The sequence below is a fragment of the Marinobacter sp. genome, assembly GCF_040882185.1.
In the GTDB taxonomy this organism is placed as follows: domain Bacteria; phylum Pseudomonadota; class Gammaproteobacteria; order Pseudomonadales; family Oleiphilaceae; genus Marinobacter.
Window position 1 is genome coordinate 69,699 of sequence record NZ_JBBEBW010000023.1, and the last position, 13,301, is coordinate 82,999.

Here is a 13,301-nt window from a genome sequence, read left to right on the forward strand (position 1 = left end):
ATTGTCTGTCCATACACTAATGTATGTTGTAGGTGTGGTCAACGCTTCAGGTAGAATTCACACTTATTCAAACCCAACAGGACACGCCGTCAGAATGACCGAACCCAAAGCTTCTTCGCCAGGCAGCCGTAAAGCCTCTGAAAAAGCTCAACTGACCCGGGATAACTGGCTGGACGCAGCGGCCGGAGAGGTCGCTGCTGGCGGCTTTGGACACTTGCGGGTACTGACCCTGGCAAAGAAACTGGGTGTTACCCGTGGCAGCTTTTACTGGCATTTCAAAGACCACGAGGACTTGGTCGTCAGCTTTCTCAACCGCTGGCGGGATCGTCGCCTTCATGAATTGCAGTATTGGAAACCCAGAGGCGGGGATGTAGAGACCGAACTGCGGGAGATTCTGGAATTGCTCCTGACGGATGCCTCCCGCAATATCCGGCGCCTGCAGGTAGAGCTGGCAGTGCGTGACTACGCCCGCCGCAATGATTACGCCGCTGACCTGGTAACCCAGGTAGATGCCGCCCGTATTCAGCAGAACTGTACGCTGTTCCAGCATCTGAGCAATGATGCCCAGCGCGTCAAAGATCTATCGCTGCTGTTGTATGTAGCAACTATCGGCTCCCAGGTGGTACTGACCGGAAAGAAAGGTGACGCCGAGGCCATCCGTCGGATTGAGGACCTGATGGCGCGGGTGGTGTTGGGGCAGCGGGAGGGAGCCTCTGATTAACTCTATCAAACGACTGCTCATGATTCTTATTGCCTGCTGGATTTTACCTTCCGGTGCGAATGACGCCTGCATGGCTTCGGCCCACTCTGATCTGGAGCGTCTTTACTGCGAGATTACGTCGCGTGGCGAGGGCAGCAGTTTGCCGTCGAGGGCGGATTTCAAGCGTAACGATCCTCAGGTGCAGGCGTTGTTGTTGCGACGCCCTGCAGCACGTCTGGGTTTGGCAGTACCTGCCCCGGGCGGCGAGTCAAAACCGTCCCCGGCCAAAGTCACTGATATGCCGCCTCCCTCATCAACAGACGAGTTACCTGAAGCACCCGCCAACGATAGCCGTGATGCGCGACCAGCTTCTCCGGTCAGCACAGCGCCCCAGCGCAGTCTTGCTAAGTGCCGGCTGGAGGGCGAGTCTATTCTCTGCCCGGGTCGCCGACTTGAACTGGCCGTTAATCAAAACAATAGCGAGTTGTTGCCCGGCGTACTGGAAGCTGGCAATACTTTGTCGTTATCTTCCTTCGAAGGCGAGCGCAACGATGACGAGGCGGTTCGGCGTTACCTGTCGGATGCCTACGACATTTACATTCCCAAGATGCTGGCGATCGGGCTGGGCGGTACCACCATGAGTTTTACGGCATTTCACCACGCTTTTCATAGTATGGAAAACGGTGGTGTCGATTTTGCCAGGCGCCTGGAGCAGACCTATCACTTGTTGAAGCAGGACAAGAAAACCCTGGCGGTGAAAGCCCGTTATCACGACGAGCTTCCGAAGAGTTTAAACCTGTGCACCGAGATCAACCGGGATATCGTGGTTTGCGATAACGTTGGCAAGAATTGGGTTTACGTCACCCGCTAATGGAAACACCTCTGCCCCAAGGCTCCAATAGAGCCGGGGACAGATCGGGTCAAACCGTCAGGATGGTTGCGCCAGTGGTTTGCCGGGCTTCCAGTGCCCGGTGGGCATCAGCGACCTGCGCCAGCGGGAAGCGCTGATCTATATGAATTCTGATCGCGCCGGAGGTGACTTTCTCGAACAATTCCCGCGCCATCTGCTGGCAGGTTTCGTGGTCTCCGATGTGAGTGAACAGTGTCGGACGGGTAAGTTTCAGCGAGCCTTTTGCGGCCAGTTGACCTACATCCACCGGCGGCACTTTTCCGGAAGCATTGCCGAAGGTTATCATCATACCCAATGGCTTCAGGCAGTCCAGGGAGCCTTCAAAGGTGTCTTTGCCCACCGAGTCCATCACCACATCAACGCCTTTGTCATTGGTAAGCGCCCGGACTTTCTTGGTGAAATTCTCCGTGCGGTAATTGATCATGTGGCTGGCACCGTTGGCCAGCGCCAGCTCGCATTTTTCATCCGTACCAGCGGTTCCGATAAGAGTAATGCCTTCGGACTTCGCCCATTGGCAGGCAATCAGCCCCACACCTCCGGCAGCGGCATGAAACAGTACCGTATCGCCCTTGCTGAGAGGCGTGGTACGCCGGAACAGGTACTGCACTGTCAGGCCCTTGAGCATCATGGCGGCGCCTTCCTCGAAGGAAATCGCCTCTGGCAGCGGGCATGTTTGCGCAGCTGGCATCACGCGGGCCTCGGAATAGCCCCCCGGTGGTCCAGAAGCATAGGCAACACGGTCCCCCGGCTTGATATGGGTGACGCCTTCGCCCACAGCCTCAACTACACCGGATGCTTCCAGCCCGAGAGCCGTTGGCAGCGGCAATGGGTATAAACCGGTGCGTTGGTAAACATCAATGAAGTTGAGGCCGCAGGCCTTGTGGCGGATCCGCAGCTCGCCGGGGCCGGGTTCCCCAACTTCAACATTCTTCAGTTTCAGTTCTTCGGGGCCGCCAAAGGCTTCAATCATGACGGTGTTTGAATGGGTTGTAGTCATCGGTTCAGGTCCTTTTATTGTGGTACCAATGTAGCGATTTACGCGCTCCTCTGCCAGACGGTCTTGTAGAGGGTCTTGAAAAAGGGAACGCACAACGGACGTTTCGAGGCCTGAGCAGATGACGACTGGCGCGAGCCCCCGTAAACTGCAGCATTCGTTCTGACAAATTCTCTTTAGCCGACTCCGGGTTCTCTATGATCGCCGTTTTTTTCAGCACCTTTGTGACCAGCGCTCTGAAATTCCTGTTCCTGCTGGCACCCTTTTTTGCGGTGACCATGTTTTTGGCTCTTACCCGAGGCCAGAGTGCAGCCCAGAAGAGCGCCATCATCCGTCGGGCCTGTATTTCTGCCTTGATCCTCGGGCTTGCGCTTTTCTTCGCTGGACCTTTGTTGTTCAACGCCATCGGCATCACTCTCAACTCGTTCCGGATTGGCGCCGGTTCACTGTTGTTCCTGACGGCAATCAGTCTGGTCAGTGACGGCACCCGCAACCACGCCACCGGCCTGCCGGAAGAGGATCGTGACGATGTTGCGGTGGTGCCGCTGGCTATTCCGATCATTATCGGGCCGGCGACTATTGGTGCGATTCTGGTCTATGGCGCTGAACTTCGTACCGTGTCTGAGGTAGCGGGCGGGCTGCTGGGATTGGTAGCAAGTCTGGCTGGGCTGGCGGGGTTACTTTACCTGTCGGGTTTTCTGGAGAAAGCCATGGGCAAAACGGGCCTGCATATCATGTCGAAAATTAGTGGCTTGATTCTGTCGGCTATGGCGGCAGAAATTGTGTTAACGGGTATAGCGGGGTTTATTCAGAGCACAAGTCTTCAGTAAGCTGGCGCGCGGGCCCCGGCTGCCCGCCGGAATGCCAGATTTGTCAGGTACCCAGCGCCAGCCAGACGCCCACCCCCATCATCAGGGTGCCTGCAAGTCGATTGATCAGTCTTACATTGCGTCCGTTGGATAGCAGCTTACTCAGGGTTTTGCCGCCAGCAGCGTAGAGAATCAGTGACATCAGTTCGATCATCAGAATCGCCGCGACCAGGATTGACAATTGCGGTGCCAATGGCCGACTGCTGTCCAGAAACGGTGGCAGGAGCACCATAAAAAATGCCCAGCCTTTGGGATTGGCGACAGCGGTAAAAAAGCCCTGGGTTGCCAGTTGCAGAGGACTGGCCAGGGTATTGGCGGATTCACCGGTTTCCGGGATAGCGAGCTTGCCACGGGAGCGCCATAGTTCCACTCCCAGCCACATCAGGTAGAGCCCGCCCGCCCATTTGAAGAGGGTAAACACCATCGGAGCGCTGAGCATAATGGCCGCTACCCCGACCACGGCCATAACCGCCACCAGGCCGACACCGACCAGCTCTCCAGCCATCATCCAGAAGGTACGGCGCACACCAATAGTCATGCCCAGACTCATGGATAGGGTCATACACATGCCTGGCGTCAGGGACACCAGCACAAAGGTAGGGATAAACGCGGCCAGCAAGGCGGTGTTGATCATCGCTTCTCTATAATTTTGCCAGTTATGTCAATGTGTGGAACGGGCGGTTGCCTGTATAAGCCCGCCAGAACCGTTTCTTATGGTTGCCGCCCCCAGCTTTCGGTGCTGCAATCCGATCAATACCAGCGGTACCACAATCATCACGCTGCCGACCAGAAACCACAAGTCCGGCACCTCATTAAACCAGATCCAACCAATGGCGACGGCCCAGATCAGCCCGGTGTATTCGGCGCTGGTGACCTGGTTGGCGTCTACCTGTTTATAGGCCAATAACACGGTGATGTTGTAGCCCAGAATGAACACCGTTGAGCCAAACGAATTAACGAGTATAGCCGGATCCCAGGGGGCGTTTTCAATGACCATCAATACAAAACTGGCTGGCAAAATCAACAGGTAGCTGAGCACCAGCTTGTGTACCGTGGATTGCTTCCGGGGTAACTGGCGTACCATAACCGCAGCAATTGCCAATGCCAGCGCAGCACCCAACGCAGCTATAGCGCCCCACCCGATAGCCACGGGACGCAGGATGGCGATGATGCCAGCGAAGCCGCTGACCACCGCGAGCAGACTGAGGCCGGTCAGGCGCTCGCCGAAAAATATAACTGCAAACAGCATCACGAGAATGGGTGCGGCATAAAAGATCGCGTTGGCGGTTGCCAACGGCAGTGATCCGATCGCAATCACCATGCAGACCATGCCTGCCAGGTGCACATGAGCCCGGAGCAGGTGGACGCCCAGGCCCTGGAACAGACGCCGGGAGTCAATGTAGCGATACAGTGGTAACAGCAGCATCAACGTCAACAGGCAGCGGAGAAACGTAAACTGGAAGACTGGCCTGGACATTGGAAAGCGGACCTTTTGACCGCGACGAGATGAGCCAGTGAAGGGAGTCTGAACCGGGGTAGGTTCACTCATAGGCTAGGAGTGGCAAGGGCACCAGGATAAGTTCAAGCTTAAACAAAAGCGGACATTCAGATGTCTCCCGTTTGAGTCGGTTTAAACCAGCTCCCTAGCACTGTATGAATCCTGTTTGGCTGGTTGGGAGCCAGCCACCGGTGATCCAAAATGGTGTTCTGGAAGTACCGCCCCAGCGTCCCTAATCTCTGTTTATTTATACGGTTATAATGAGAGCCGCTTCAACGGGGGAGAAACGGTCTCGTTGAGTGCATAATGTCTTGGCGCGTCTATCTAGAGGCGCCGTTTTCCCATAGCCGAGGGAAAGAGAGGCTCGTTCTCCGCGTGTATCTTATTAAAAGGAAATCGAAACCTGTCTTGTGAACTAGGTTTTTGATCCTAGGTAGAGAGAGCCATGCTCGGCTAAGCTATTGTTTTATCGATTTATGTGCAGCGCGATGGATGGTGCAAAGTCCATAATCATGACACAGTCGAATTTTTGCAACGATAAAGCGCGCTGCCTAATTGTGCTGTTATGCAAAAAATGAGTAGGAGGCTTGCATGCCGAGAAGAATAAGTTCTGCGCAAATGCGCAGCAAGCTTAGGCAGGCACAGAATAAACAGAAACAGGCTATAGCTAAGTATAACCGTGAGGTCAGGCAGCATAATCAGAAAGTTAAGCAGGGAGTTAATAGATACAATAGCGAAGTAAGAAAACACAATGCGAGAGTCAGGGCCAATCGACAAAAGATCAATTCCGAACTCCGAAAAATGAGGTCGTCTAACTCGTCTCAATACCAGATAGTTAGAACTTCCGCCATGACGCTCAATACTTATTATGAGCGTTTAGATGCTAGAGAGAATGATTTTGAACATTCCAACTTTGGCTATGACTTCTTAGACAGATCAGAGCAAGAAAATGCGAATAGCTTAGCTCTTTCAAACACACTTGAATCTAACGTTGAGGATAGCGGAGGGCAGCAATCCGATCTCCTTCGCACTGAGATCAACGACATGCTGCAAGAGTTGTCGCCCGAGTTGAGCAATCGCTGGAAGGGAGCCTTATTCTCTTTGAATCCAGAAAACCCGGATGCGGCTCGACATTTCTGCACAAGTGCCCGAGAAGTTTTTGTCCAAATTTTAGACATCAACGCTCCAGATGAAAAAGTGATGGAAAAAGCACCGGATTGCGATAAGACTCCTCAAGGTCAACCAACGCGCAAAGAGAAAATTAAGTATTTGCTGGGGCGTTCCGGAATACTCACAGAGGAAGCTGTCAATTTTGTGGATGAGGATGTCAAAAATGTGCTCAGCCTCTTTCGTGTTTTCAATGATGGCACTCATGGGTCATCCGGGAAATTCGGCATCGCAAAGTTGCTATCGATAAAAAATAGGGTTGAAGATGGAATTGCTTACCTGTTTTCAATCTGTCGTCATGCATAACCAATCCATGCTCCGGATGCCAAAACCTTTGCTTCGCTGCGGTTCTTTCACCGGTGATGCTGGGCGTTAATCAGGGAGGCAGACCATGTCTGAGTACAGGCTGACAAAGGAAATCATCGACCGTTCCGTATCATCCAACTGGGATGAGGCAAAATTGGAATGGGAGCTGAGTGAGGTCTATGAGGCTGATGAGCCCGAGACCTGCCTTTGCGGCCACTATCCCATTATTGAGTGCTGCGTGTTGTCGAATAAGCTGAATCGCAGCTCTGTAACAGTCGGAAATTGCTGCGTTAAAAAGTTTATTGGCCTCCCGTCAGACAAAATTTTCCAGGCCGTGAAACGGGTCCGGAAGGATCAGGAGAAATCGCTAAACGCTGAGGCGATCGACCATGCGTATCGCAGCGGGTGGATCAATGAGTGGGAAAAGAACTTCTATTTCGACAACATGCGGAAACGAAATCTTACTTCAAAGCAGAGAGCGAAAAAGCTCGAAATTAATCACCAAATGCTGGCAAAAATGCGCAAAAGTCAAAAAATTGGTTAACAATATGGTCAACGGGACGCCAACTGCGCTGCGTTCCTTTGGCGTCCACTACCACTGGCGTTAAATTTCTAATGCATGTAGATCAGCTTTTCGATCAAACACTGAACCACATGGAAAAAACGGTTGAGGCCCTGGCTACCCAAGTTCCCCAACCGAAGAAGGTTTCGTATAAAGATGGGTTTATCTTTCGCCATGTTGAGAAAACAGCGCAACAAGCAATCGTGCAAAAATTGGCGAGACTAGTCAGCAGCCTACATGCTACCCGTTTGCTATGGTCCCATGGCTTTGTACAAGAGCAAGGTGCAATGCAGCGGATTTTGGATGAACTGTTAGAGGACATCACGTTTTTGGCTTTCGGGATTATCTTCGAAGACTGGACCGGCCTTCACGACTCCTATCTCGAAGCGTTTTTTGAGGAAGAGTTTGATTCAGGTTCAGCGATGACCTCATCACAACGAAGGCCGATGATACCGCGTAAGAAGATTCGTTCCTGGATTGCTTCAGTTGAAGGAGTGCAAGACCCCAGCACGGGCCGGGAGGCAACCCGAACGCTCAGCAAGGCATACTCAGGTTATGTTCATGCTGCATCCCCCCACATTATGGAAATGTTTGGTGGTAATCCGCCGGGCTTCCACATGAAGGGAATGCGTGGCACGCCCAGACAAGCTGAACATCGTGCTGACCTATGGAACTATTTTTACCGTGGAGTTCTGACTTTTGCATTCGCTGTCAAAGCACTCGGCAATGATGAAATGTTCAATTCGATCAGGAATTTTGCTAGCGGCTTTTTGCAGTCCTCTGGCGACGATTTCTTGTCCAAAGAGTGGGGCGACATTTAACAAGAGCAGGCACGGCGATGCCAATCACACTGCGCCTTCGGCTCCATGTAATGGGCGGGCCTTGGTATAACTAATGGCCTGTAATAGCCTCTCTAAGGCCTAAATTGAATTAAAGGAGGATGGGTGCACCCGAAGGTAGAAACGGATGATAGAGGGTGGGAAGTTTTTCTAACGGACTCCCTTTCTCCACGGACACACCGCCAAAAGATCCTGTTGTTGGTTGTGTCTGCATATACTGTTTTGGCTGCGGTCTTTGATGAGAAACCGCTGAGCTTAGTCCACCTTGGTGGGATTACGAGAGAGCATGCCCTTGGGGCAGTTGCTGTGCTCCTTATCTATCTTTCCGTCTCGTATTTATTTTACTTAAGGCAAGATTTGCTGAGCTGGTACTCAGTAAAAACAGCTTTTATTGGCGCAAAAGCTCGCGATTGCCTTTCTGAAATTCTCCAAGCTGAGCAGAGTATAATTTCCTCATATGATGGATTTTCGGAAAAGATCAACGAGTGGGAAAGTAAAATGGAAGACACCTACTCTCAGCTCACCATACAAATAGAGAACTGTGAACGGGCGATTTCAGAGAAGAATCCACACTGGGAAAAGATTGTTGAATACGTTTATAAGCATCATGAAAGAGCTAGGTTAAAAGGGCTCGATTCTTTACCAGAACAATGGAAACAGAACTTTTCTATTCAAAATAAAATAATTAGTGGTGCCCAAGATCAGATTGAAATATCACTCAAAAAACTGACTTCTTTAGAGAAAGCGACTTGCAATCAAAGGGTTACCAAGTGGCTGGGAATCATAGGTTTCGAGATCATTGTCCCGTTTAGTCTGGTTTACTTGGCTTTGATGAGAACGGCTCAATACGTTCCGGGGTTGCTGGAGAAAGTGTTGTTTTTGTAGGCGCTTATAGTCATATCGCCCACCAATAGTTCCAGTTCGTTCCGCGCCTGCGGGCCCTCCACCGGATGCCCTTTTCGCTGCGTTACACGGGCACACCGCTGAACAAAAGCGATGAGCAAGCTGAATGTTCGCTTTGCAACCAGGCCGGGCTCCTCGAATTCCTAAACGAAAGCGGACGTTCAGGTCAGGGCTTTCCTCCAGCGCCTCCGCGCTAATCACAGCCATTTCAGCTATTGTCATTGGCGGAGCGAATTGCTGGCGTTGAATGATTACATGGCAGAGATGGTCATGAACGGCTAGGCTATTGTTTTAAGGATTTATGTGCAGCGCGTTTAATGGTTCAGAATCAGTGAAATGACGCAGTAAAATTCTGTGATGATAAAGCCCGAGCCTAACTGTTGTTATATCAAAGGGAGTTTTGATGCCTAATGATGACCTGGAGAGATTGATTCACGAATCTCTTGAGCAACTTGGGTGGTCGACTGATGCCTCGCAAGTTGCCCAAAGGGTAAAACGGCTTGATTTCGGCCTTCCCCTCGAAGATGAATTCAGTGTCGTTTGTGGGTGGCTTGGAAAATGCAAGTTGATACACAAGCTGGATCAAAGCCAGTACCCCGAAGGCTCTTCGGCTTTAATACAGGCACCTGATCTTTTGGCAGTTTTTGAGAATAACGGAAAAGATATCCCGGTCCTAATTGAAGTTAAGTCCAGTTGGAAGAATACCCTATCTTTCAGGCCGGACTACAAAGAACGGCTCCAGAAATACGCTGACACAGTAAAGCTTCCACTCTTGGTAGCTTGGAGGACGAGATGGGATATTTGGGCTCTATTTCCTCTTTCAAACCTGAGAAAAGCGCAAATAAATTACAATATAAATTTCGAAAACGCCTTGTGTAATAGCTTACTTGGAATGCTTGCCGGTGATTTTTCATACACGGTCAAATCTGGGGCAGGAGTACATATAAGCTGTAAAAAGCAACGATTCGTAGAATCTGAGCAAGGCGGTGAGCCGCAGCACTGGGAAGTAGTCATTGATGATGTCTATTACACGAATGGTAAGAGCGATACCGTGAGGGATCTATCACCTATAGCTCAGAGCATATTTTACTCTTGGAGCCTAGAAGAATCCCAGGAGGATATCGGTAGTCATATTTTAATTCACTCGGTTGCCAAAGACACATCTGCGCTCTTTGCACATATGGCCATTACTAGGCTATTAAAATTTAAACTTCCTATTGGTGAAGAAAACATTCATTGGCGCTCCTTCGTATCGGGGAAAGACAGTGTGTCAGAATTCAAGGAGTTCCGGTCCGGAGTACTGGAGAATATGCGACATGGGATCGTATCGTATGTACTTGATCCACAGCCCCAGAATGTGCCGGATTTTCTTAACTGATGTAACGAACCGCGCAACGCAGAAATCCCTGACGGGCCGCCGCTTCGCTCTGCTTTAAGCTGCATCACTCTGGTATTCGCTGCCGATCCAAATTAGGCGCTCAAAGGCAGTGAAGTACTCAAAAGCGGACAGTGAGAGCGCCTTTACACCAGCTACTGGATAGTTGATAAATGCATATTAAGAAACTAAAGCTCAAAAACTTTAAAAGGTTCGATAATCAACTTTTTGACTTCAACGATGATGTCAACATTGTTGTCGGAGATAACGAAAGCGGAAAAAGTACTCTGCTAGAGGCAATCGAAATATGTCTAAATTTCACTTATCGGGGTAAACCTCTTAGCTCCGAATTGACCACTGATCTTTTTAATAACGACTGTATCAATCAATATCTTGCTGGAAATAAGTCACAGGAAACCCTCCCGGAGTTACTAATAGAAGCCTATTTAGACGGTAATCCCAAACTAAAAGGCGATAATAATAGCGAGAAGGTGGACGTCGAAGGAATCTTCGTTAGAATCTATTTCGATACTGAATTATCAGACTCATACGCTACGTTTAAAAAGGAACCAGATAAGGTCTCAACTTTGCCTGTTGAGTTCTATACGATAGATTGGTATAGCTTTGGATGGAATCGGCTAACGCATCATAATAAGAATATAAATTGTCTGTTTGTGGATCCTACACGACTCCATCCAACATATGGGCGAGCAAAGTACATAAACAATATCATTAACGCAGCTCTTGAAAAAAAGTCTCGATCTACTCTTAATCTTAATTATCGCCAACTTAAAGCCAAGTTCGATGATGAAGCTGACGTAATTGAAATTAATAATAAAATTGATGCGGATAACGAAATATCTAATAAGTCGCTCAAAATAACTGCTGATATTGCCACGAACACTAGCTGGGAAAGTGGTCTACAGTTAGCAGTAGATAATATCTCCTTTAATCAGATTGGAAAGGGCGAGCAGAGCCAGATCCAAATTAAACTTGCTTTACAGAACAAAGCTCAAGACGTTGATATCGTAATGCTCGAAGAGCCAGAAAACCACCTCTCCCATATCAACCTCGTTCAGCTAATAAGCTATATAGAAAATAAACATGGAAAGAAACAGGTTTTCCTTAGCACACATAGCTCATATGTTCTCAATAAGCTGAGCTTTGATAAGCTATGTTTGCTGTCAGATAGATACATACGACTAAAGGAAGTTGAGTCTGGTACTGTAAAGACGCTTGCGAGACTTCCTGGATATGACACACTTCGTGCCGTTCTAGCAAAGAAAATTGTTCTTGTAGAAGGCCCCTCTGACGAGTTGGTGCTCAAAAAAATATATTTAGAAAAGTATAATTGCCTTCCCGAAGAAAATGGAATCGACATTATAGTTGTCCGAGGCATCGGGTTTAAGAATTATATTAATATAGTAAAGCCTCTTAGGCATCCAATTAGAGTTGTAAAGGATAATGATGGGAGTTTTCAAGAGAACATTTTAGAATGGTCAAAAGATTATATAGAATATGACTTTATAAAATTCTTTTCTCCCGAGTCAGCTGAGCAATACTCTCTTGAACCAGCTCTAGTAGAGGCAAATGGGGATACTGAAGAAAGCCTCGATCTGCTCGCTAATGTAATGCTATCCAAGCAAACATACAATAAATACAACGGACGTACAGGCCTTGCTGAAAAAAAGGCATTCTTTAAAGATTGGTATAGTGACGAGAAAAGTGGTTCTAAAAAAGTTGATTCCGCTATTCGAATTTTCGATACCAACCACGATATTAAGTTTCCAGAATATCTAGAAAAGGCGATAGATTTTGATGCGTAGGCTTATTCTCGCAAGTGCTGGTGCCGGGAAGTCTCGCCTTTTAGTAGGTGAAGCTATCGAAAAAGCGAACGCCGGGAGTTCAGTGCTTTTGTTAACTTACACGGAAAACAATCAAAAAGAATTGCTGAAAAAAATTTGCCTAGAAAACGGATGCAAACCCGCTAATATCACTATAAAAGGTTGGTTCACATTTTTGTTAGAGGATATGATAAGACCATATCAACGGTGCATATTTCCGGAGCGTATAGAAGGAGTAAATTTCAATAGCAAGAATCCGCATAAGACCAGTAAAGGAAAAAATATTCCTGGAACAGCTGAGCGAGTTTATGGAGAGTACAACCCTATTCATTACCTTAAGAAGGGCAGCAACAAGGTCCATACAATAAACATTGCCAAGCTTGCTTCAAGAATTATAAAAGAATCAAAGAGCAAACCTATATTTAGGCTTGCTGAAATATTTGACGCCATATATATTGATGAGGTTCAAGATTTAGTAGGGTACGATTTCGAAGTTCTTAAAGCTATAAATAAATCGACGTGCGAGGACTTTGTATGCGTTGGCGACTTCAGACAGACAGTCTATGCAACCAGTATCGCCTCGAAAGCACCTAAAAACAACGCAGAAAAGTTTCAAGCATTCAAAGATATTGGATTTCAAGATGAACACCTAAGTGTTAGTTGGCGCTGCATCCAATCAATATGCGATTTTTCAGATCTAGTTCACGCAGAAGAAGGGCATTATTTGCCCACATCATCTAAAGTTAATGAGATACCAGATAAATTCTCAAATCATGTTGGTGTTTTTTCTGTTCATTCCGATGACCTAACGGAATATATAAATAAATATAATCCTGTTATTTTGAGACTTAACCGATCAACACAGATGGAAGTGTGCAAAGATCGCAGTTCTTTCAACTTTGGTGAGGCCAAGGGGCTTGGATTTGATCGTGTCTTGGTTATCTCAACGGAAAAGCATCGAAAATTTATATCGGGGGATTTCGCAGTGTTCAACGATGACAAAACAGAAAAGGCAAGAAACACTTTTTATGTTGCTATTACACGGGCGAGATACAGCATAGCCTTTGTATATTACGGCGTGGAGACTTGCTCCCAAGTTGAGCAATGGATAAACGATTAAGCGTCCAATTTCGGGAAATTTCTACGCCTGGCACGGCCCCTATGCTGAGATTTTGAGGTAGATTTAAGTGCCGTATAACAAGACGCAGCTGCCGATAAAATTTTCTGCTGATCTCCTAAACTGCCGCGCCGCTTTGCGTTATTCCAAAATCGGAATGTTCGCTTTGCGACCTCAGCGTTCTTTGTTTCCGAATAGCGGATTGGGTAGGTCCCTA

Annotated in this window: 13 protein-coding genes; 10 read left to right on the top strand and 3 right to left on the bottom strand. The window is 48.4% G+C overall.

The genetic code is table 11. From position 1 onward, the window contains the following. Positions 1-94 precede the first annotated feature (94 nt). Together WEB64_RS13280 and WEB64_RS13285 are read left to right on the top strand one after the other, a co-directional pair. Positions 95-721: a TetR family transcriptional regulator gene (locus WEB64_RS13280; protein ID WP_368058403.1), complete on the top strand. Its 627-nt coding sequence runs from the start codon at positions 95-97 to the stop codon at positions 719-721. Between the two features lie 19 nt (positions 722-740). Then, positions 741-1,571, top strand: coding sequence for a hypothetical protein (locus WEB64_RS13285; protein WP_368058405.1), 831 nt, complete (start codon positions 741-743; stop codon positions 1,569-1,571). A 49-nt stretch (positions 1,572-1,620) separates the two neighbouring features. Here WEB64_RS13285 and WEB64_RS13290 read toward each other — a convergent pair whose 3' ends face one another. Further along, a complete protein-coding gene (locus WEB64_RS13290) occupies positions 1,621-2,607 on the bottom strand; it encodes a quinone oxidoreductase (protein WP_368058407.1) in 987 nt (328 codons plus the stop codon). Between the two features lie 194 nt (positions 2,608-2,801). Here WEB64_RS13290 and WEB64_RS13295 point away from each other — a divergent pair, with 194 nt between their 5' ends. After that, positions 2,802-3,434: a MarC family protein gene (locus WEB64_RS13295; protein WP_368058409.1), complete on the top strand. Its 633-nt coding sequence runs from the start codon at positions 2,802-2,804 to the stop codon at positions 3,432-3,434. Between the two features lie 43 nt (positions 3,435-3,477). On the opposite strand, the gene WEB64_RS13300 is transcribed toward WEB64_RS13295, so the two are convergent. Together WEB64_RS13300 and WEB64_RS13305 are read right to left on the bottom strand one after the other, a co-directional pair. Further along, positions 3,478-4,107: a LysE family translocator gene (locus WEB64_RS13300; RefSeq protein WP_368058411.1), complete on the bottom strand. Its 630-nt coding sequence runs from the start codon at positions 4,105-4,107 to the stop codon at positions 3,478-3,480. A 27-nt stretch (positions 4,108-4,134) separates the two neighbouring features. Continuing rightward, positions 4,135-4,950, bottom strand: coding sequence for a DMT family transporter (locus WEB64_RS13305; RefSeq protein WP_368058413.1), 816 nt, complete (start codon positions 4,948-4,950; stop codon positions 4,135-4,137). Positions 4,951-5,562: 612 nt separating this feature from the next. Between WEB64_RS13305 and WEB64_RS13310 the strand changes: the two genes are divergently transcribed. The 7 genes from WEB64_RS13310 (at position 5,563) to WEB64_RS13340 (ending at position 13,087) form a co-directional block, all read left to right on the top strand. After that, the gene (locus tag WEB64_RS13310; RefSeq protein WP_368058415.1) at positions 5,563-6,444 is read left to right on the top strand and encodes a hypothetical protein; all 882 of its coding nucleotides are present in this window, start codon (positions 5,563-5,565) and stop codon (positions 6,442-6,444) included. Positions 6,445-6,598: 154 nt separating this feature from the next. Beyond that, a complete protein-coding gene (locus WEB64_RS13315; protein WP_368065649.1) occupies positions 6,599-6,988 on the top strand; it encodes a hypothetical protein in 390 nt (129 codons plus the stop codon). Positions 6,989-7,059: 71 nt separating this feature from the next. Then, a complete protein-coding gene (locus tag WEB64_RS13320) occupies positions 7,060-7,827 on the top strand; it encodes a hypothetical protein (RefSeq protein WP_368058419.1) in 768 nt (255 codons plus the stop codon). A gap of 123 nt (positions 7,828-7,950) precedes the next feature. Next, the gene (locus WEB64_RS13325; protein WP_368058421.1) at positions 7,951-8,730 is read left to right on the top strand and encodes a hypothetical protein; all 780 of its coding nucleotides are present in this window, start codon (positions 7,951-7,953) and stop codon (positions 8,728-8,730) included. A gap of 421 nt (positions 8,731-9,151) precedes the next feature. Next, positions 9,152-10,126, top strand: a complete 975-nt coding sequence (locus tag WEB64_RS13330; protein WP_368058423.1) for a hypothetical protein — start codon at positions 9,152-9,154, stop codon at positions 10,124-10,126. 170 nt (positions 10,127-10,296) lie between these two features. Then, entirely contained in the window at positions 10,297-11,949 is a 1,653-nt protein-coding gene (locus WEB64_RS13335; RefSeq protein ID WP_368058425.1) for an ATP-dependent endonuclease, read from the top strand. Next, positions 11,942-13,087 (top strand): UvrD-helicase domain-containing protein, encoded by a 1,146-nt coding sequence (locus WEB64_RS13340; protein ID WP_368058427.1) that lies wholly within the window; start codon positions 11,942-11,944, stop codon positions 13,085-13,087. The genes WEB64_RS13335 and WEB64_RS13340 overlap by 8 nt, the downstream gene beginning before the upstream one ends. Positions 13,088-13,301: the final 214 nt, after the last annotated feature.

Coding starts and splice junctions, on each gene's coding strand:
- WEB64_RS13280 (WP_368058403.1), top strand. CDS start 95: ATGACCGAACCCAAAGCTTCTTCGCCAGGCAGCCGTAAAGCCTCTGAA.
- WEB64_RS13285 (WP_368058405.1), top strand. CDS start 741: ATGATTCTTATTGCCTGCTGGATTTTACCTTCCGGTGCGAATGACGCC.
- WEB64_RS13290 (WP_368058407.1), bottom strand. CDS start 2,607: ATGACTACAACCCATTCAAACACCGTCATGATTGAAGCCTTTGGCGGC.
- WEB64_RS13295 (WP_368058409.1), top strand. CDS start 2,802: ATGATCGCCGTTTTTTTCAGCACCTTTGTGACCAGCGCTCTGAAATTC.
- WEB64_RS13300 (WP_368058411.1), bottom strand. CDS start 4,107: ATGATCAACACCGCCTTGCTGGCCGCGTTTATCCCTACCTTTGTGCTG.
- WEB64_RS13305 (WP_368058413.1), bottom strand. CDS start 4,950: ATGTCCAGGCCAGTCTTCCAGTTTACGTTTCTCCGCTGCCTGTTGACG.
- WEB64_RS13310 (WP_368058415.1), top strand. CDS start 5,563: ATGCCGAGAAGAATAAGTTCTGCGCAAATGCGCAGCAAGCTTAGGCAG.
- WEB64_RS13320 (WP_368058419.1), top strand. CDS start 7,060: ATGCATGTAGATCAGCTTTTCGATCAAACACTGAACCACATGGAAAAA.
- WEB64_RS13330 (WP_368058423.1), top strand. CDS start 9,152: ATGCCTAATGATGACCTGGAGAGATTGATTCACGAATCTCTTGAGCAA.
- WEB64_RS13335 (WP_368058425.1), top strand. CDS start 10,297: ATGCATATTAAGAAACTAAAGCTCAAAAACTTTAAAAGGTTCGATAAT.
- WEB64_RS13340 (WP_368058427.1), top strand. CDS start 11,942: ATGCGTAGGCTTATTCTCGCAAGTGCTGGTGCCGGGAAGTCTCGCCTT.